Source organism: Azospirillum sp. FG154 (assembly GCF_057809575.1).
This window is the reverse complement of record NZ_JBMDKF010000006.1, coordinates 205,084-224,063: the sequence shown is the minus strand read 5'-3', so window position 1 is coordinate 224,063 and position 18,980 is coordinate 205,084. Positions and strand designations below refer to the sequence as shown.

Sequence of the window (18,980 nt, the reverse complement as noted above, 5' to 3'; positions counted from 1 at the left end):
GGAGAAGAAGGGAATCCGTAGCTGTGTTTGGGCTGGATCGCTAACCGCTATGCGGGCGAGGTCAGGCTGTATGTCTTGGCGAAGCCGGTGATCCGGTCCCGCAACACGACCCAGACCGCCGATCCACCGAGCGAACACAGGTCGGCGGCCGTCAGGTCGGCCTCCGGGCCGGGGGTCAGGTCGAGGATGGTTGATTTCAGCAGGACCGGGTTTCCCGTGTGGAGGTTCCTGAAGAAGAAGACGGCGTACTGGAAGCCCTCGGCGGCGTACAAATCCACCAGGATGGCGCTCCGGTTGGTGGAGATCGGGACCATGCGCAACACCCGACCGGACGGCACGCCCGCCAGAACCATCGGGTCCAGGGTCACGGTGAAGCTGCGCCCGTCCGCCGACAGCTTGGTCAGGGCCAGGGCGATCCGTCCGTCCGCCAACTCTCCGGCGATGCCGAAGATCGCCCTGGTCCCGTTGAGCCAGCACCCGCCGCTGGTCATGAACCGGAGCGTCGTGTTGAGGTGATCGTAGGCGACGCGATCCGCCATGTAGTTTTGATCGCTCGACAATTTGGCCGTCATCCAGTGGGTGTTCTGGAAGGTGAGCGGGAGTTCCTTCGGCACGAAACCGGACTGGGCCGCCTTGTAGGTGTAGCTGGTCGTCGTCCGCCCCTGGGTGTTCTCCCCCGGATAGACGTAGCGGGTGGTGGCCGCACGGATGGTGACGAGGGTCTTGCCGGTCAGGGTCTCCCCCTCGACCGGCCATCGGTCCTGGGTCTTCGTGCCGCTGACCGTGGAGACGCGGGCGTAACGGTTCAAATCCTCCCCGTCCTTGAGGTCGCGCCAACCCAGGGCGTAGGTTCCCGACGCCACCCGATAGCTGCCGGTGAAGTAGCCGCGCGGAACGCCGCCCTTGCTCAGGTCCTGGAAACTCCAGCCGCTGCTCCAGATCACATGCTTGCCCTGGCTGGCGTACTGGTCGTTGATCGACGCGATGTAGGCGTGCAGGGTCTTGTTGGCGGTCGCCGCCGCGTCCGGCCCGATGTAGATCCTCGTCAGGTTGATGAGGGACTTCGCCAACTCCGGGGTCGTGTCGCTGATCGTCTGAACCCGGACCTTCGGCACCGTCTCCCGCATCTGATAGACGGCGGCTTCGGACACCCGCTGGGCGACCTGGGCCGGCAGCAGGCCCGTGACCTCATCCGCCGTGGTGGTCGGATCGAAGGAGCTGGAATGGAAATGGCCGAGGCTCATCAATACCGCTCCCCATCGGGTTCATACTCATAGGCGCTGATCGTCTGGGGGTAGAGGTTGCCGTCTTGCTCGGCGCCGTACAGATCGTTCTCGGCGACCGGGTAGAACCCGCCATTGATCTCGGCGTCGGCCAACCCTTCGTAGTCCCCTCCGTACAACTCATGGCTGTAGGTCGTCTCGCCGATTGGATAGAACCCTCCGTCGAAGTCAAAGACGTAATCATCGGCGGCAAGGACCGCGTACCAGCCGCCATCGGCCAGCGCGCTGTCCACCAGATCGGCGCCGTTGTTGAGGAAGGTGGCGGCCAGGGTGATGGGCTTCAGGAGTTCGTCGGTCTTCAGCGTGCCCTTGCCCTCATCGTAGCGGATCACGTAGCTGCCCTGGTCGATGGACATCATCATGGCGCCCGCGTTGACCAGCGCGTAGACCGGCATGGTGAAGCCCTGGAGGCGCAAGGTCCGACGCCAGTCGGTCCCCTCCGTTCCGTCCGGTTGGGCGGTGAGGGTCGCCCCTTCCCACCGCGACCAGAAGGGGGAGACGATTTCGCGCGACGGCAGGGTCTGAAGCTCGGCCGAGGTCTTCGGCAGCCGCCATCCGGCGGGCGGCGTGTTGACCCTGGTGGCGAGCGCCCGCGCCGTGTTCATGGTGGTCTCGACCGCCCAGTGCGCGTCCTGGACCAGTTCCCGCGTCCAGGAGGCGTCATAGCCCCCGGTGTCCGGCAACCACACCGCCGCCGTGGTGGCGACATGCTTGATCGCGCTGGTGCTGGCGGGCGCGGCGTCGGCGTAGACCACCCCGGAATACACCCATTTCCCGGCGGCGCTCAGGGTGTAGCGCACCGCCGATGTACTGACCGGCGTGGCGCAGGACGTGATGGTCTCGACGTAATCCCAGCCCGAGGCCAGGGAAAGGGTCCATTTGTATCCGCTGCCGTCCGCCGGTTGGGTGTCCGTGACCATGGTCTCGGTCGTGGTGGACCAGTAGCCGAGCGAGGACAGCACCCAGCGGGTGGTCGCGGTCTCGGCCGGCTGGATGGCGAAGCGCCCCGTCGTCCCCGTGTTCGTCCAGTACCCATCCTTGGCGCAGGTGTTGACCGTGTACTGGCGGTAGGTGAGCTTCCAATAATTGGTGCTGTATTTCGTGACGCTGACCAGCTCGCGCCGGAACATGTAGGTGGTGCAGGTCTTGTCCGCCGAGTACGGGTCGATGTAAAGGGAGGCGCCGTAGGCCGTCGCCACCGAGACATCGGTCGTCGCCTTGACGAAGTAGAGGGTGTAGGTCCCGGTCAGGGTCTCGGCGTAGGCGGTCGGGGCGACCCAGCTCTGTTCCTTGTAAAGGGCGTCGTACCAGACCTGCTTGACCCAGGTCGCCGGGTGGTAGGTCTCCCGCTTGTAGGTCGCGCAGGCCCAGATGTATTGGAAGTAGCCGACCGGCCGGCGGACGAGATTCCACGCGGGTTCCAGCACCTCGTTTTGAGGCTCGGGCTGGACATACACCTCATAGGACGCGGCGGTGTATGTCTCGTGGTTGTAGAGATCGGGGATCGTCAGGTTGGACGAAACGCCGTAGACATCCGCCCCAAAATTTCCGAGCGACACGGCGGATGCCGAGTAGGTGGAAGACAGCAGCTTTTCCTGCAATTGCTTCTTGGCGCCCGACAGGTAGCCGCCGGAATAGACAGTCCTCCAGGTCGCCAGCTTCACCGATTGATCGGGCTGGGCGAAGACGGTCATGACGCCGTAAAAGCTGTAACCGCTGACCGCCCGGCAATAATCCATGGACGAGATGTCGAAGGCTTTCGCCGTGATCCCGGCGACGTAAAGGGCCTCCTCCTCCTTGAACGGCTTTCCGCTCTCGAAGATGTAGAGCGTGTCGCCGTTGCCCAGCGCGACCATGGGCATCGTGCTGCGCGTGTAGGAGGCCATCCGCACCTTGTCGATGGGAAAGTTGATCTCCTCGACCGGGGTGACGACCTCGAAGTTGGTGACGGTGACGGCGCTGCCGTCGATGTCCAGGCGGCCGACGCCGACCATGCGGTCCACGAGGATGTCGTCGTCCTGGAGCCAGAAGGCCCAGAAGTTGATGGTCATCCGAACCTCGCCCCGCCTTCGGCGCCCAGCCAGCCGACGCTCCCGCCCATGTCGAACAGCAGGTGCATCGCCAGATCGCTGGTGATCGGCGGCAGCTTGGCGTTCCGCCACCGGACGGGGTTGGCGTAGCTCGCCTGATGCTCCCCCTCGGGCCGGGTGAAGATGATGGTCACGGGCTTGCCGTCGCCACATCCGCCCAGCACCGCGATCTCCACATCCCCCACCAAGTTGATGATGAAGGTGTTGCTTTCCTTGATGTTCAGCTCCACCAAGCCGGACTGGCTGCCGAGGTCGAGGATGTGCTCGTTGTATCCTTGGAGGATCGGGTTCTTCAGGGTGGCGCAGTTGTAGGTGATGGTCTGGGTGCTGTCGTAGCTCTCGTCGGTCGCGTCCGGTCGGTTGGTGCCGGTGACGGTGGCCGGGTCGCCCAGGTTTCCGCACTCATCCCGGAAGCGGATCTCAAAGGTGAAGCCTCGGGCGTCCGAAGGGGCGCCGTCCTGGATTTGCATCGCGGCGGTGTAGCGGAAGTACGGCGTCTCGATGTCCGCCGTGTGGTAGGCCGCGCCGGTCTCGATGTCACGGCACACGACCTGATAACTGGCGACGTAAACGCCGCCGGCCGTCCAGTCGATCATGTAGCCGTAGCGGCCACCGTTGCCGTCCCAGGATACGGCGACGTTGACGTCCTGCGGCGTGCCCAGAACCTCGGCGGGCGGGCATTGCGGGACCGCGTAAAGACAAGTGGGCGCGCTGCTGAAGTCCGCCGCCACGCCATAGATGTTGTAGGGAAGAACCTTGAACTCGTAGGCGCCAGCCGGGTGGTTCAGGATCGCGTTGGCCGAGGTGGACCGCTGGGTCCAGGCGTCGGTCGTCCCCTGCAAACGGGAGAAGACCTTGTACTCGCCGTTGTAGCGCGTGTAGGTGTCGTCCAATCCATTGGGTGAGATGAGGATCCGCCGACCGTCGTCGCTCCAGTCGATGGAGAAATCCGGGCAGCTCATCCCCGGCGGGACATCTTCGGTGGTCGGGGTCGTGCCTGGCTTGAACACCCCGTCCAGGATCGGGCCGGGCGTGTAGTCGGCAACCCCCTCCCGGTTCTCCTCGTAATCATCAAAGCACCAGTCGATGACGGCCTCGATCACCACCTTGTCGGGTGAGCCTTCGGATTCCTGGATGTCGAGGACGCGCCACATCTTCTCCTTCGCGGGTTTCTCGGAGATGATGTTGAACGGGAAGTACAGCTCCGGGTAATCGCCTTCCAAGGGGTTCCGCAAGACGATGGTGGTCAGGTCGGCGCCCGTGCTGGCAATCGCGAACGCCTTGGACCCGCCGCCTGGAACCTGCGGGATGAAGTATGACCCGATCTCGGCGACCACGGTTTCGGTCATCCGGGTGTTCCACAGCTCGGTGGCGGCGGCTGTGAGGATCTTGGCGGCGAAGCTGTAGGGGTTGGTCGAGGGGCTGCTGGTCAGGTTCCCGTTCGCGACCACGAGCTTCAGGGTGTGGGACCCCGCCGTGGCCTCGAACGCCACGTCGGCGTAGCCGATCCCGTTGGCCGTCGTGACGCTCAGGTTGATCTGACCGATCAGCGCATCGTCCAGATAAGCCGTGATGCTGTCGTCCGCCCAGAGACGGATGATGTAGGTCCCCGTCGCCGGCAGGGTGACGGTGTAGCCGACCGACTTTTCGGCGTCGTAATAGAACACGCCGGTAGCGCCATCCTCGCTCATGCGAACACCGATGGCGTTCATCTCGTCGGCGATAGGCCCGGCGCTGTCGAGGGCCTGATAGTCGAAAGGGGCAACCGCGTTGAAGTCGAACCCGGTGGCGGCGGTCACGCTGACCGGCTCGTGCAGGTCGATGGTTTTCAGATCGTCATGCACCCGCTTCACGCGCCCAGACTGCTTGCCGTCCGCGTGCCGGTCGGCGATGCGGATGCGGTCGTAGGGACGGACCCAGCAGCTCTGACGGTTGGTGGTGAACGTCACCATCTTCGTCTGGCCGGTGGCGATCTGGTAGCGGTAGTAACCCCGGCGGATCGCCTCGCTCTCATAGATGCAGGCGATGGCGATGAAGTCGGTGGGCAGTCGGCCATATTTGGCGATGTGATCCGGGTCGAAGATGCGCAGGCGGTCTTCGACCCACAGAAGGTCCGGGTTGACGAAGGAGATGGTCCAGTCGTTGTAGCGGGTGGTCAGGTCGGTCAGGCTGTACTCGAAGACCCCGTTCTCGACATTCTCCTGGTTGAAGATCGCGGTCGGCGGCTGGGCGTCCGGCACGCACAAGCGAATGCTGCCGTCCAGATCGTCATAGAGGACGCCATGGAACGCCCCCGCCATGTAGCGGACCTGTTCCATCGACAGCCGCGCGTCGCTCAGGACGCCGTTGAAGGTGAAGCGCGGCTCCCAAACCTTGTCCTCGGGGTTGGTCTTCTCGCAACGGTCGTTCTTGTAGGTCCACCCCTCGGGACACAGCGGCTCCGTGACCAAGGTCTCGGTCATCCGGCTGTTCCACAGCAGGTTCCCGTCCGGCAGATAGATCGCAGCGGACAGGGCGTAGGGGTTGGTGGAGGGGTCAGCCGCGAAGCTCTGGTTCACCACCAGGAATTTGACGATGTGCGCGGCCGCCGTCATCGGGACGGCCACGTCGGTCTGCCCGCCCGTGGTGTTGGTGATGGGCAGCGAGGTCATGCCGATCTGGACGCCATCGACGGAGACATAGACGGTGTCGTCGGCCCAAAACCGGAACGTGTAAGTCCCATCGGTGGGGAGAGTCACCCGATAGCCAACCGATTTCTCCGCGCCCGCGAAGTAGGAGACGTTGGTCCCATCCTCACTGAACTGCACAAGGTAGCTGACCATCGGGTCCGAGATCAGCCACTGGTACCAGCGGTTGACCCCGGTAACGTTGATCGGAATAACGCTGTAGAAGTCGAACCGGGTGGCGTCCTGGGTGAGGGCCGCCGCCGGGATGTCCACCGGCAGGCCCGCGTCACTCAGCATCTTCGCCGGGACGAACCTGTTGCAGAATTTCGAGGCCCGATAGGCGTCCCATTTGTTCAGGGTGATGGGACCATAGGCGTTCAGACCGTAGCGGTCGTTCATCACCAAGTCGTAGAGGCACCACGCCGGGTCGTCGGTCCAGGCCGTCACGAAGGACCCGTCCCAGATGCCGGTGTAGGTGCGGGTCGTCGGGTTGAAGTTCGACGGGACCCGGACCCGCATGCATTTGTAGACGCCGCTGATTTCGGGCAGCGCTGAAATCTGATTGGTCGCCTTGCACCAGAAATGCAGGACTGCGGTGTTCTCGAAGCCCCGCTCGGGATAGCGCTGGACCTCCTGAAAGCTTTCCCAGGTGGCCTGGGCCACGAAGTTCCCCGACGACTGGGTGAGGAGCGTCACCCGGATGTCGTAGCGGTTGTTCGTCGTCTCATCGGGAGAGACGGGGATGCGCACTTCGCGAACGAAGGAGCTGGAGGTGGTTTTGCCGGTGACGGTGACGGTTTTGGATGTCCACCGGGTCAGCGCCGTCAGCTTCCACTCGATCTTGAACGAGCAGGAAAGGCTGCCCTCCCAATAGCTGTCGTTGTCGTAGAGGGCGTTGATGACCAGCCGGACATCCAGGAAATTGATGTCGGTTCCGCCCATGGAGGTGCGGGTGACGGGCACCGCGTAGGCCAGACTGACCCCGACCGAACGGCTGCGGGCCAATCCGCCGAGGGCCGGCTGGATCGGCCCCTGGTCCGCCGTCCCGTTGTAGAGGTGGACGGTGCTGTCATCGAAGTTCAAGCTGCCGTCGAGATTGCGGAACGAGGTGTCGTTCAGCATCAAGCTGTCGAGGCCGTCGTACCCGTCCGTGGCGCTGTAGAACCCCTCGATCTCGCCCTCGCAAAGGCCGAGGACACATTCCATCTGGTCTTCGGAGCGGAGGTTGTCCGGCGCGGCCTTCTTTGCCCCACCCTTGCCATGCACCTCATAGTCCATGCTCATTCCCCAGCGACAGGGACGCCGATCACATTCACATCGTAGGAGAGGAACTGGCCGTACAGCCGGTTGACGCCATAGGCGATGATGATGCGCGTGCCCATTGCCACGGTGTTCTTCGGCGCCCCCAGATATTTCGAGGCGTCGGGGTTGCCGTCCTTGTTCGGTGACGGCGCCAGCAGTTGGAGGATGCCGCCCATGATGAGGGCGACGCCCGCGTTGATGAGGAAGGCGTTGCCAGTGTAGGCGCCGACCGCGACCAGGATGGCGCCGATCCCGATCTGTATCCACGAGCCGGCTTTGCCGGCCACCGTGTAGTCGGGCATGACGTGGATTTCCTCCACGTCGCTGCGCCGCATCAGGGCCTGGGGGGTGCGGAACCCGACGACCCGACACGGATAGCCTTGGCCGCCACGGACGATTTGCAGAGCGGGGATCTGGGATACCAGCGCGGTTAGCGCCTCATACGGGCTGTCCACCTTCATGTCGTGGACGACGGGGCACAGCTTCTGAAGATGACCGTGGAAGATCACGCGCATCGGATCACCTCGCCGCGATCCACCACATATTCGGCGATCCCGTCCTGGCCCACGATGTAATGGGTGTGATCGGGGAAGGCTTTGAAGGACCGCATGTCCTGGACGGTGAGGTTCGACGGCTTGCCAGGGTGGGTGTGCCAAAGGCCGGAGGAATGGGGCAGCCATTCCAACAGGTCTTCCGGCGCGATGCTGGCCCCTTCCAGGGGGTTCTCGTAGACGTTCACCACTTCGGCGATGGTTCCGTCCTTAAAGACGAACCCAATGCGCTCGGGTCCCTCGTCGGCGTAAAACTCGGTCAGGCGCTCGGGCACAGCAGCCTCCGTTTGATGAAGTCCGGGGCGCGTTCAATCAAATTGACCGGCTCGCCCAAGTCTTCCTTTACCACCACGTCGCCATGCCTCAAGCAAGCGCACAGGGTGTTACGGATGAGGCCCTTAACGGGATCGACCGAGGGGCGCCCCCGCCGGGCGGGTTGCCGCTCACTCGGAGGGAGGTGGTGAACCACCCGGCCATCCCCCAGATAGACCGCCGCGTGGGCTGGGACCTTGGTCATGATGGCGCACACGAACACGTCGCCCGGCTGCATCCCGAAGGGGTCGTAGTCCACGATCTTGAACCCCTCCCGTTCCTGGAACTGGATGTAGAGGTTGAAGCCGTGCTCCCAGAACGCGGTGGGGCGGGCGTAGTTGGTGATGGCGATGCCGAAGCTGTCCCGATAGATGTCCCGCACCAGCGTCAGGCAATCGGTCTTGCCGAAGACGAACTCGCGGTCCATCAGGTGTTGATACCGCAGGGTCATTGCAGGCTCACCATCGGGAAATCCGGGAGAAGATACATGCGGGCCGGGATGTTGGCGTTGAACCGATCACTGTAGCCGCGCAGCTCGAAGGTCACGCTGCGCTTCGTCAGCGAGGTCGCCCGCGCGATGAAGTATTTCTCCTCGTAGGGGGAGCCGGTGTCGCCGTCCAACTCGGTGCGGAGAAGTTGACGGCGCACGACCTTGCCGAAGTCGAACAGCTCGTCCAGGACGTACTGGCTCAGAACCCCTTCCGGGTTCACCAGCGTCAGCGACGGACGCGGTGTTTCCTCCTTCGAGGTGCGCCGGGAACCCCCGAACTGAAGGGCGACCCCCTCATAGGTGACGCTGTTGTACGTCACCGTGTCGTTGTTCTTCAGGAAGAAGGTCATGCCATCCAGGCAGACGATCTCGAAGAGATCGACCTTTCCGTCGCCCGTCAGCTTCACGGCGTCCCATTGATGGTCGGTCGGTGGCAGGCTCATCGTACCTCCTGGAGAACAACCTCAAAGTTTTCGGTCCAGCCGTAGCCGTCCACAATGCCGTCGGGTATTTCGAGGGGTTCTTTGAAGCGGCAGTGAATATAGCCGTAGCCGGGTGTGGCGATCTTGAACGTCTTGTGTCGGAGGTGCCGGGTATAGAACGCTTCCAACAGCCACATGTTGGTTGCCGGACTCCTCTCCTTGTTGGGAACGAGGTATTCCCCGGCGGCGTCCCAGTCCGAATAGTAGCAAAGGCTCTCATACTGGAGGGTGAGCTGCTTCAGCGCCGGGGCTTCCGGGGCCGCCACGAACTCCCAGTTCATCCCGAATTGCATGCTCGGGTTCACGTCGCCGTATTTCACGGAGCATCGGAAGGCGCTCCAGATGTACTCTTCGATGTCGGCCATCACATCCTCCCGGCGACAACGGACTTGATGAGCTGCTTGACGGAACCGCCGGTCGCGATGTCGTTGCTGATTGTGGCGACCACATCGCTCGGCCCCATCTGCGGGGCGCGATCCGGCGACACGACGTAGACGTTCGTCTTGACCGGGGCCGGTTGGGTGGGCTTCGGCATGGTCGGCATCTGGCTCGGCAGAGCCGCCGCGCCGCGTGCGTTCAAGTCGGCCAGGAAATCCTCCCCCACCGCGTCGGTCGCCGACTTGTTCATGACGAACTCGCCGGGACGCAGGATCGCGTCCACGCTGTCGCGCCCGACATCCACCCCCGACACACTGCCGGTGGAAAGGCGCAGCCGGGTGCCGCTGGCGTTGCGCACCGGGCCGCCCGTGTAGAACAGGGAGCTGACCCAGCTCCCCAGCGAGGAGATGATGCCGCTGGACGCGCCGCTGGCGGCCCCGCTGGTCCCTGAATTGCCGGTGGCCGCGTTGCCGAACAGCGCCCCCATGACGGACGCGGCGGCCTGCTGCGACGCCATGTTCAGGAGAGCCGTGGCGAAGGACCGGGCCATGTCGCGGAAGGCTTCGCCCGCCGTCTTGGCGCCCGACGCGAGATCGGAGATGAAGGTCGAGAGGCCGCTCATCCCCTCGGTGATGGCCGTCTGCCCCAGGGCGATGGTCGCGTCCTGGAAGGTCTTGAACGCCCCCGCCGTCTCCAGCGTCTTCTGGGTGTTGGCCTTCCAGGCTTTCGTCCAGTTGCCGGACAGGTCTTCGTTCTTCGCCCGAACCTTCTCTTGCTGCTCCTCGACCTGACGAAGGGCGTCCTTGTGCGCAATCGTCAAGGAAGTCACTTCGTTCAGGGTGGTTTTGTGCTCGCTGACGGTCTCGTTGTAGTCCTTCTGGGCTTCCTTGCGCGCGTTCAGCCCCCTGGTCGCATCCTCGGACGCGGCCTTCAGTTCCTCCATCTTCCTGATTTCGGCGTCGGAAGCCTCCGTGGCTTTCCGCATCAGTTCGGCGATGTCGTCCGCCCGCCGCTTGTAGAGGCCGACCATGGTCTCTTCGAGCTTGTCCTGGTCGTCGCGCTGGTCCATGTCCAGGGCAACGATGTCGGTTTCGTTCGCGAGACCACGCGAGACCATCTCCTTCTTGGCGTTGATCGTGACCGACCGCATCCGGGTCGGGGTCGCGGCCTCGAAGGTCGATTGCTCCAGCGTCTCCTTGCTCTCCTTGTCCAGCCGCTTCAGGGCGGCCATGGCGCTCTCGGTCTTCAGCGTGAGCGACTTTTCCATGCCGTCATACAGGCGACCGAGACCTTCGACGGAGGCGTCGATCTTTTCCTGGATCGCCATCTTCCGCTCGTTCAGCGCGGCTTCGATCTCCTCCGGGTTGCCGGCCAAATCCTTGTCGCCCTCAAGCTGGGTGCGCAAGGCCGACAGCTCGGCGTCCATCAGCTCGGCGCCGACCGATTTCACCTGGGTGATCCGGCTCTCGACATCGCCCTGGTTCGGGTCCTCGCCCTTGCGGAAGCGGCCAAGCCGGGTGAGCTGGGCTTCGAGCCGCTTGGCCCGCTCCTGCTTCACCCGTTTTTCGGCCTTGTCTAGGCTGTCGGCGATGTCGTCGCCCATGCCTTCGACCACATGCTCGACCTCGTTCATGGTCGAACCCATCAGCTTGTCGAAGACCTTCTGCTGATCCCCCGCCAAACCGCCCCGCGCGGACGTGAGCGCGGACTTCGCCGCCTCCAACTTGGGCTGGTTCTCCTTCAGGACCTTGTCCTTTTCGCGGGCCGAACCGGCGGCATCGACCTGTCGCTTCACGCTGTCGGTGAGCGATTTGTACTCGCGAACCTGCTGCTCCAGCGCGGGGCCGACCGTCTCCATGAACTTGGCGGCGGGAAGCTGGTTGTCCTTGATGTCCTTCTGCTTCTGTTCATCGGCACGGATGTTGACCAGTCCGGTGCTCAACTTCTCCAGGGTGTCCTTCAGCTTCTCAAGCCCGGAGGTGTCCTGGCCCGAGCGCCGGGTCTCGATGATCCGGCGCTCGATGTCCCCAATGCTGCGGTTGACGTCGTTGACGTTGGCGTTCGGGCCTTGCTGAAGGTGGCTGGTGATCTGCTTCCCGAGGTCGGTCTTCAGCGCCGACGTGTTCAGCCCGGTGATGCTGTCGGGCCGGAGCTGGGCCAGGGTCGCCTTGTCGTTGAACAAGGCCGCCATGTCCGCCTTGAACCGCTGAACGGGGTTCGTGACGATGTCCATGACACCCTCGTAGGTGTCGTTGACGAAGTTCCCCGTCCGGGCCTTCTTCGGGACGGCTGTCCGCTCCACGGTCAGGGCGTCGCTCTCGCCGATCCCCGCCAACAGCGGGCCGATCTGGTTCAGGTCGCCAAAGCTTTGAAGTTGGAGCTGGGTGGTCCTGACCTTGTTGCCCAGGGCGTCGAGTTGGGCTTCAAGGTTGCCGGTGAAATCCTCGGCCAGCTTGCCTTGCAGGTTCTGCAAGGCCCGCATCATGGTGTCGAAGGTCGGCTCCAACCCGTCCATGGTGAAACCGAGCTTCCCGAATTTCTGTTCGGCTTCCAGGACGGCCACGCTCAATTCGTCCTGGTGCGACTTCAGGCGCTCCGACCGATCCTGGTAGATGTCCATCTGCTTGGAGACGGACTGCATGGCTTCCTGTTGCTGCTGCACCCGACCGTTCAGCTCATCGACCCTCGCCTTCGCTTGGTCGATGGCCGAGGTGTAGCGATCCGCTTCTCGGGCGCCGGAGATGAAGCTCTCGGCGATCAGAAAGATCGCGGCGGGCACAATGAAACGGGACAGGACGGCGACCAAGCCGGTCATGGCGGTGCTGAAGGCCGCCGTGGCTCCCTGGGCCGTCAGCAGCCCGCCGCGCAAGCTGGCGAGGCTGGCGGTGAACGCCGCCGAGACGCCGCCAGCCGTCTTCACAGCGGTCGCCATGGAGACCGCCGTCGCCGCCGTGGCGGTCATGGCGGCGCCCACGCCGCCGATCAGGGCGCGCACCGGGGTCAGGTTCTTGATGAGGTTCAGCGCCGCCATCGCCATGGCGGTGAAGGCGGCGGCGATGCCGGCGTCCCCGATGGCGCCGATGGCGGACATCCTGGACATGGCCGAAACGACGTCCGAGACGCCGGCCACGAGGTCGCGCAGCGCCAGGAGCGCCCCCCGCCCGATCTGATCGGCGAAGGTTCCGAACACCGACGTGAACTGCTTCCAGGTGTTCTCGAAGGATTTCATCTGGATGTCGTTCGCCTCGACCGCCGCGTTCGACAGGAGGATTTGCCGCTGCATCTCGGCCATGCCGTCCGTGAACTTGGCCGCCGCCGAGTAGGCCGCCGCCGACCGCACCTCCAAGGTCTGGATCGCGTCGGCGGTCGTGAAACCGGAATCCTTCAGGGTCTGGAGCACCCCGATCAACCCCTTCGAGCGCACGTCCACGTCGGCCATGGTCAGGCCAACCTTCGCCAGCCCCGAAATCAGCTTCTCGGTCGGGTTCTGAAGGTCGATCATCAACTGCCGGATGCCGGTGCCCAGCGTCGAACCGTTCTTGATGCCGGCGTTCGACATCGCCCCCATCACCGTGACCAACTCCGTGAAGCTCACGTTGTTGTCCGCCGCGATGTTGCCGGCGTACTGGATGCCGGTCGCCAGCTTCTCCATGGTCAGCTTCGAGAGGTTCAGGGCCGAGGTGACTTGGTTCGCCACCTGTCCCATCTCCTCGGCGCGGACGTTGAACACGCCCACGATGGAGGTCGCCACGTCCACGGACTGGGCAAGGTCGGACCCGGTGGCGGTCGCCAGCAGGGTGACGCCCTTGATGGCGCCCTGGATTTGGTCGGTCGAGAACCCGGCCTGCGACATGGTGGTGGCGGCCTTCGTCACCTCCACCGCCGTGAACTTGGTGTCCTCGGACACGCCGATCAGCGTCTGCCGCAGACCCTGCATGGCGGTGTCCGTGGTGTTGCTGATCGCCTGGAGGTTCCGCATCTCGGCGTCCAGTTCCTTGACGAACTGGGCGCCGAAGCTGAAGGACGACAAGGCGGCGTTGATGGCCTGATAGTTCACCAGCAGGCGGGCCTGCATCTCCAGCAGCTTGGCCCCGCCGCCCGCGTTGACGCGGGCGAACGTCATGTCCCAGGAGGCGTCGGCCTTTTCCTGGGTGGACTTGACCGGCGTTGCCGAGGCCGTTTTCCGGCGCGACAGCTCGGCCGTGATCTGGGTTTCCAGGGTCGCGGTGCGTTCCAGCTCCCGGTTCTTCTGGGCGATGGCCGAGGCGCTGGACTGCTGGGCCTTCAGGCTCTCCAGCTCGCCGCGCGTGGTCTCGCGCACGCGGGCCGCCGCCTTTTCGGCCAGCTTCAGTTGCTGATCCGACAGGTCGCCGATCCCGCCCCGCTTGACCGTGGAGAGGGCGTCCCCCTCATAGGCGCGGGCGCCGAGGGTCTGCTTCTTCCGGTCGGACTGCATCACGACCGAGGCAAGCTCGGCGCCGAGGTCGCGAACCTGCTTGCGCGCGTCGGCAACGGTCGCCGTGATCGGGTCGGCGACCTGCTTCAGTTTGGTCTGGGCCTGGGACAGCGCGCCGCCCAGATTTTCCAGGACGGAGCTGCCCTCCCGCTTCCGGCCGAGATTGTCGTAGAAGCTGTTGTAGAGGGAGGTCAGGTCGCCGATCTGCCGCTTCAGGCCAGCGGTCGAATTCGCCGCCTTGAACTTCCCGCCCAGCACGTCGTTCAGCAGGCCGTCCTGGTTGAGAGACCGGGCGCCCTGGTTCAGCGTGTTCTGGAAGCGGTTCAGCGACGCTTTGGCTTCGAGGCTGGCGGTGTCGCCGAACTTCCGCAGCTCGACCTTCGCCTTGTCGGTCATGCCCTTGATGACGCCCTCGAACGCCGCGTTCGAGCGCGAGGCGTTGACATCCCCCACTTTCAGCAGGGAAAACTCAGTCTTTAGTGCATTGAGAGTGGCTTTTACGTCCTTTATCTTAAGATCTTGTCCGCCGATTGCTTTCAAGGCGGCGTCAAATCGGATGGCTTCCTGAGCGACGCGACGCAGCAGGCCCTCAAGATTCTTGAGAGCTTGCTCGGCTGATGTCGTATTGACCGAGGCGGAAAACTCGTAGTCCGATGTCGCCATGTTCATCCACCCTTTGACGCCCGCATGAGAGCGGACCAAGCCATCTGTGCTTCGCGGGCGTTCTTCACGGGGCGGGCGGCGGCGCCTCCATTCGGGCCGGGCTTGCCGCCGAATATCTTCGAGGCGACGAAGATCAGGGAGACGACGCCTTGGTTGGATTTTGCCTGTTCGTTCCCAAGCTTGAGGCGGACTTGGGTGCGCAAATCATCCCAGGAAATGGACCAATAGAGTTCGCAGAGGCGGCTTGGCAGCGTGTCGAACGCCCAGCAGATCGCCTCGTCGAACGTCAGGCTGCGGTACCATTCGGTGAGGAGGTCAGGGACTTCACCCGTTCCATGTTCGCGACGAAGACCGACTTCACGGCTTCGCCGGACTGAATGAAAAAATCGACCACCCATTCCCCAACCCAGGCGAGGATCTTCGGAACGTCCTGCGGGTCCATGTCGATCTCCGACAGGTCGGCCTCGGTCACGATCTTTCCGGCCTTCGTGCGTTCGGAGAGGACCGCCTTCAGGATGACGGTGCGCAGCTCGTGATTGATCGGCAGTTCGGTCAGCCGGTCCACGTCGCCGAGGAGGGAGGCCAGTTCGTTCAGCAGACCGAACGACATGAAGAGGTCGCGGCTCTTGCCGTTGATCTCAAGGGTCAGGGTGCGGTTGAGGGGGATGGTCATCATGTCCTCGCGGGGGGATGGGGAACCCTTCCGGCCCAAACCGGAGGGGTCATCTCGGTCAGTTGCCGGTCAGCATCATCGCCACGCCCACATCCTTGAAGATGCTGTGGTGGGCGTCGCCGGGAACCGTGTCGAACGGCGTGAACTCGTAGGGCATGTTCGAGTAGTTGTCGGTCGTGAAGGCCAGCGTGAAGCCCTTCTGGATGCGCATCTTCGGGATGATGATCGTGACCGGCTCGTTGCCCTCCGGCAGGATGCCGACGATCTTGGCGCCGAGGAACGGCTGCTCATCCTTCTTGCCGACCGGGACCATGTTCATCTTGCGGATGCGGGCGGCGGCGGTGAAGCCCATGCTGTCGGGGATGTCCGCGCTCTGCTGCCCGGCGAACACGAGGTCGCGCCCCTCGGTGTTTTCCTGACAGACGTACCAGCCGGTGGCGGTCGGGAAGACGGTCGGCACCGTGCCGGTGGTCGAGGCCGCCGTGGTGTCCAGGCCGGTGCCGTCGAGGCCCAGGCCGTACATCAGGTTCTTCGAGGTGAACTCGAAAACCTCCATCGTCGCCTTGATCGGGAAGGAGGTCATCACGGAATAGACGATGGTGTTGCGGACGCCGTGCGTCAGGTCGAGGTAGGAGGGATCGCCGCTGAGGGTGAAGTTCTTCACCAGCCCAATGGAATGTTCCTCGGGGGTCAGCTCGAACACATCCGCACGCGGGCCGATCATCACGGTCGCCGTGCCGAGCACGAAGCTGGTGGATTTCGCCTCACCGGCCATGGGTCACTCCTGTGGATAAGCAGTGCTCCAATGGATGACCAACGGGGGAATCTGGCGCCACAGCATAGCGATTAGCAACGCGGCGCTAATGCCGGATCAGAGCTGGTAGGTCAGGCTGGTCACGAAGCTGGCGACGATGAACTGAAGCGGTCGGCTTTCGGTGCGCTCCATGCCGCGCACCGTCGTCCCATTGGTGACTTTCATCCAGCCGAGCGTGTCGCCCGTGTCCGCATGGAAGACAGGATGGGTCGCCATCGGCTTCAGCTTATCGACCAGACGATCCATGATCGTGATGTGCCGGAGGAGCTGCCGGTCCTGGTAGGGCGAGACGCCGAAGGCGCAGGTCATGTCGATGAGATGGTCGTCGAACGTGATGGAGAACTGGGCCATGCCGATCAGGTCCAGGTTGGGCCATTCGGCGATCTCGGCCATGTCGTCCATGTTCATGAACTGGGCGTCGGCGATGCCCGCGTCCTTCACCTCCTGGATCGTGTCGGTCACGACGCGGACGGTGGACTTGAAAAGGTGCAGGAAATGAGAGGACATGATGGTTCCTATTCGATGGCCCCACCGATGGTGCGGCCCAGCGTGTTGGCCTCACGCGAGGAGTTGGAACGACCCAGCGTGCGCAGTATCACCTTCTGGAGGCGCAGGTTCCACGTCACCAGGAAGGGCTGGAGCAAGGGCCGCTTGATGATGGGCTTGCCCTTGCCGCCGGCTGGCCGCGCGTAGAACTTCTTTCCGACTCCGCTGGCGGCGAATTTCGGGTGCTTCTCCAACCCGGCGAACTGGGGATACCGGCGGCTGAGAGCGGGGAAGAGGCGGATGGTCCAGGTGTATTTGGCGTCGTTCTTCAGGCGCTTGCCCCGGTAATAATCCGGGGTTCCGAACAGGTCGAAGGGCGACATCGCCATCAACTGTTCGGCAAGGCTGCCCGTGTTCATGAAGAACCGATCCCGGTGGGCTGGGTTCTTCTCCTTGCGCCAGCCATCGGACAGAGTCTCCCAGGGGACGCGCCCACCCTTCACGGGACCAAGGGCCGCCCCGAAATCCACATTGGCTGGCGTGTTCAGCGTGCCGATGGTCTGGGTCGCCAGGATGGTGAAGAACTTGGACTGCTCGCGCCGGACGTTGCGGACCACCGTCTGGATGCGGCGCTCCATCTCCTGGTCGGTGCGCTCCTCGAACGCGACCCGGACGTTGCGAAGGATGAGGTCGGGATCGAACCTCTTCCCCGCCATCACTGGGCGTCCGCGACGATAACCCCGGCGACCTTCTCGACGCGGACGATCAGGTAGTCCCCAACCTTGTCGTCAATCTGGAGCGCGGCGTTGGTGTAGAGCTTGAACTTCTCGTAGCTGCTGGCGACTTTCGAGGAGCGCTCCAGCCGCTCGTCGCGGGGATCGACGTTGCACCAGATCAGCCCCAGGTCGGCGACGGCGTCGTCGATCTCGACCTTCATCACCGGGTCGATCTTCGCGGTGCGCCGCGTCCATGGAAGGTGATGGTCCAGTTCGATGCAGCGGAAGGTCCGCTTCACCACCTCCTGCCGATAAACGCCCGCCGGTCCTTCCGCCAGCAGATAGCGGGTGCCGGGGAGATCGAGGAGGATGTCGCCCGGACGCAGGATCGTGTTGGCCGGTGTGCGGAAGAGGCGCTTCTGGGGGACGACCTGGGTTGGGTTGCTCTCCGGCACGGCGACGAAGCGGCCCGTCACCCGTCGCCCCCGGCTGTCCCGGTAGGTCGTGTCGTAACGCGCGCCCAGGCGGGACATCTCGGGCATGGTCAATCATCCCACGGGTTGAGCGGATCGGGAGCGACGGAGAGCATGAACAGCGGGGCGCCCGTACCCGTCGCCGAGCTGGAGGTCGAGGACGCCGCCTCGTCCTTCAGGGCGGTTTCCAGGGCGTCCCAGTCGATGTCGAAGCGGGTGAAGCTCTCGTCGCCCGACTTCTCGGCCTGGGCCGCCTTCAGGCGCAGGGAGGGCAGCAGGGACAGGGCGGCGGTCAGGACGATGGCGCGGTTGGCCCGCAGCATGTCCGTGGTCCCCGAGGCCAGCCGGTCGGCCAGCGCCGTCCCGCCGAGGGTGTCGGCCAGGGTGTGGTAGGCGCCCAACAGGTCGATCTCGGCGTCGGCCAGTTCAGCGCGGGAGACCCCCAACCGCTCGCGCACCATGTCCGGGGTGGCGTCCATCGCCACGTAATCGGCCAGGACATAGGTCACGGTGCGGCTGGCCGGACGCCCGTTGGCGGTCCAGCGGTAGGTGATCGTCCGGCGCTCGAACGCGCGGGTCTTCTCGTTCAGATGGGCGGCGACGCTGAACAGAAACTCGGTCGCGTCCTCGGACAGGGAGAGCGTGTCGGCGTAGACGATGGCGCCGAGGTGGTCGCGCAGCGTGATGGCGACGGTCCCGTCATCGGCGGTCGTGCCGTCGCCGTCGATGAGGAGGGGAAGGACGAGCGTCACATCCTCCCCGGCGATCTCATACCGGATCGCCATCGGTCTTCGCCTTGGCGGGCGGCAAGGTCTCCGGCATGAACGACGCTTCGTCCTCGTCGGGCGTGGCCGTCAGGGCGGCGAGCGTCAGCAGGTAGGTCTCGACCCCCTCATCCACGCCATGCTCCTTGATGCACGCCGCCAATTCCTTGTCGTCGGCGATGTCCGGGAGGTTGGCGTGGATCACCTCAAGCTGACCGATGCCGAGGCGGGCCTGAAAGAAGTTCGTCACCTCGACCACCGCCGGGCGATGATAGGGAACCTCCTGGCCCGACGACGGGTCCAGCAGCAGGAAGTTGCCCTTGGTGTTCAGGATGGCTTTCATCGGGGTCCCCCAAAGTCAGAAGGGGCGGCGTTGGCCGA

At 64.1% G+C, this 18,980-nt stretch carries 16 protein-coding genes; all 16 read right to left on the bottom strand.

Annotated features, from left to right (window positions below; all coding sequences use genetic code 11):
• Positions 1-47: 47 nt before the first annotated feature.
• The 16 genes from ACODS4_RS09745 to ACODS4_RS09670 all read right to left on the bottom strand — a co-directional run bounded on the left by ACODS4_RS09745 (position 48) and on the right by ACODS4_RS09670 (position 18,942).
• Positions 48-1,244, bottom strand: coding sequence for a hypothetical protein (locus tag ACODS4_RS09745; protein WP_488863081.1), 1,197 nt, complete (start codon positions 1,242-1,244; stop codon positions 48-50).
• Complete coding sequence (locus ACODS4_RS09740) at positions 1,244-3,334, bottom strand: hypothetical protein (RefSeq protein WP_488863080.1); 2,091 nt, start codon at positions 3,332-3,334, stop codon at positions 1,244-1,246. Before ACODS4_RS09740 ends, ACODS4_RS09745 begins: the two co-directional genes overlap by 1 nt.
• Complete coding sequence (gene gpJ / locus ACODS4_RS09735; protein ID WP_488863079.1) at positions 3,331-7,317, bottom strand: TipJ family phage tail tip protein; 3,987 nt, start codon at positions 7,315-7,317, stop codon at positions 3,331-3,333. The genes ACODS4_RS09740 and gpJ overlap by 4 nt, the downstream gene beginning before the upstream one ends.
• 2 nt (positions 7,318-7,319) lie before the next feature.
• Positions 7,320-7,856: a tail assembly protein gene (locus ACODS4_RS09730; protein ID WP_488863078.1), complete on the bottom strand. Its 537-nt coding sequence runs from the start codon at positions 7,854-7,856 to the stop codon at positions 7,320-7,322.
• Positions 7,847-8,167: a hypothetical protein gene (locus tag ACODS4_RS09725; RefSeq protein ID WP_488863076.1), complete on the bottom strand. Its 321-nt coding sequence runs from the start codon at positions 8,165-8,167 to the stop codon at positions 7,847-7,849. Before ACODS4_RS09725 ends, ACODS4_RS09730 begins: the two co-directional genes overlap by 10 nt.
• Complete coding sequence (locus tag ACODS4_RS09720; RefSeq protein ID WP_488863074.1) at positions 8,152-8,655, bottom strand: NlpC/P60 family protein; 504 nt, start codon at positions 8,653-8,655, stop codon at positions 8,152-8,154. Before ACODS4_RS09720 ends, ACODS4_RS09725 begins: the two co-directional genes overlap by 16 nt.
• Positions 8,652-9,137, bottom strand: a complete 486-nt coding sequence (locus tag ACODS4_RS09715) for a phage minor tail protein L (protein WP_488863072.1) — start codon at positions 9,135-9,137, stop codon at positions 8,652-8,654. The genes ACODS4_RS09720 and ACODS4_RS09715 overlap by 4 nt, the downstream gene beginning before the upstream one ends.
• On the bottom strand, positions 9,134-9,541 hold the full coding sequence (locus tag ACODS4_RS09710; protein ID WP_488863070.1) for a hypothetical protein: 408 nt from the start codon (positions 9,539-9,541) through the stop codon (positions 9,134-9,136). Before ACODS4_RS09710 ends, ACODS4_RS09715 begins: the two co-directional genes overlap by 4 nt.
• A complete protein-coding gene (locus tag ACODS4_RS09705) occupies positions 9,541-14,406 on the bottom strand; it encodes a phage tail tape measure protein (protein WP_488863068.1) in 4,866 nt (1,621 codons plus the stop codon). The genes ACODS4_RS09710 and ACODS4_RS09705 overlap by 1 nt, the downstream gene beginning before the upstream one ends.
• A 553-nt stretch (positions 14,407-14,959) precedes the next feature.
• On the bottom strand, positions 14,960-15,349 hold the full coding sequence (locus ACODS4_RS09700) for a hypothetical protein (RefSeq protein WP_488863066.1): 390 nt from the start codon (positions 15,347-15,349) through the stop codon (positions 14,960-14,962).
• Positions 15,350-15,404: 55 nt separating this feature from the next.
• Entirely contained in the window at positions 15,405-16,121 is a 717-nt protein-coding gene (locus ACODS4_RS09695; RefSeq protein ID WP_488863065.1) for a hypothetical protein, read from the bottom strand.
• 96 nt (positions 16,122-16,217) lie between these two features.
• Positions 16,218-16,667, bottom strand: coding sequence for a hypothetical protein (locus tag ACODS4_RS09690; RefSeq protein ID WP_488863063.1), 450 nt, complete (start codon positions 16,665-16,667; stop codon positions 16,218-16,220).
• An 8-nt stretch (positions 16,668-16,675) separates the two neighbouring features.
• Positions 16,676-17,362 carry a hypothetical protein gene (locus ACODS4_RS09685; protein WP_119833224.1) on the bottom strand — a complete coding sequence of 229 codons (687 nt, stop codon included), beginning with the start codon at positions 17,360-17,362 and terminating at the stop codon, positions 16,676-16,678.
• Complete coding sequence (locus tag ACODS4_RS09680; RefSeq protein WP_488863061.1) at positions 17,362-17,904, bottom strand: hypothetical protein; 543 nt, start codon at positions 17,902-17,904, stop codon at positions 17,362-17,364. The genes ACODS4_RS09685 and ACODS4_RS09680 overlap by 1 nt, the downstream gene beginning before the upstream one ends.
• Before the next feature lie 2 nt (positions 17,905-17,906).
• On the bottom strand, positions 17,907-18,620 hold the full coding sequence (locus ACODS4_RS09675; protein ID WP_488863059.1) for a hypothetical protein: 714 nt from the start codon (positions 18,618-18,620) through the stop codon (positions 17,907-17,909).
• Positions 18,604-18,942 carry a hypothetical protein gene (locus ACODS4_RS09670; RefSeq protein WP_119833227.1) on the bottom strand — a complete coding sequence of 113 codons (339 nt, stop codon included), beginning with the start codon at positions 18,940-18,942 and terminating at the stop codon, positions 18,604-18,606. The genes ACODS4_RS09675 and ACODS4_RS09670 overlap by 17 nt, the downstream gene beginning before the upstream one ends.
• Positions 18,943-18,980: the final 38 nt, after the last annotated feature.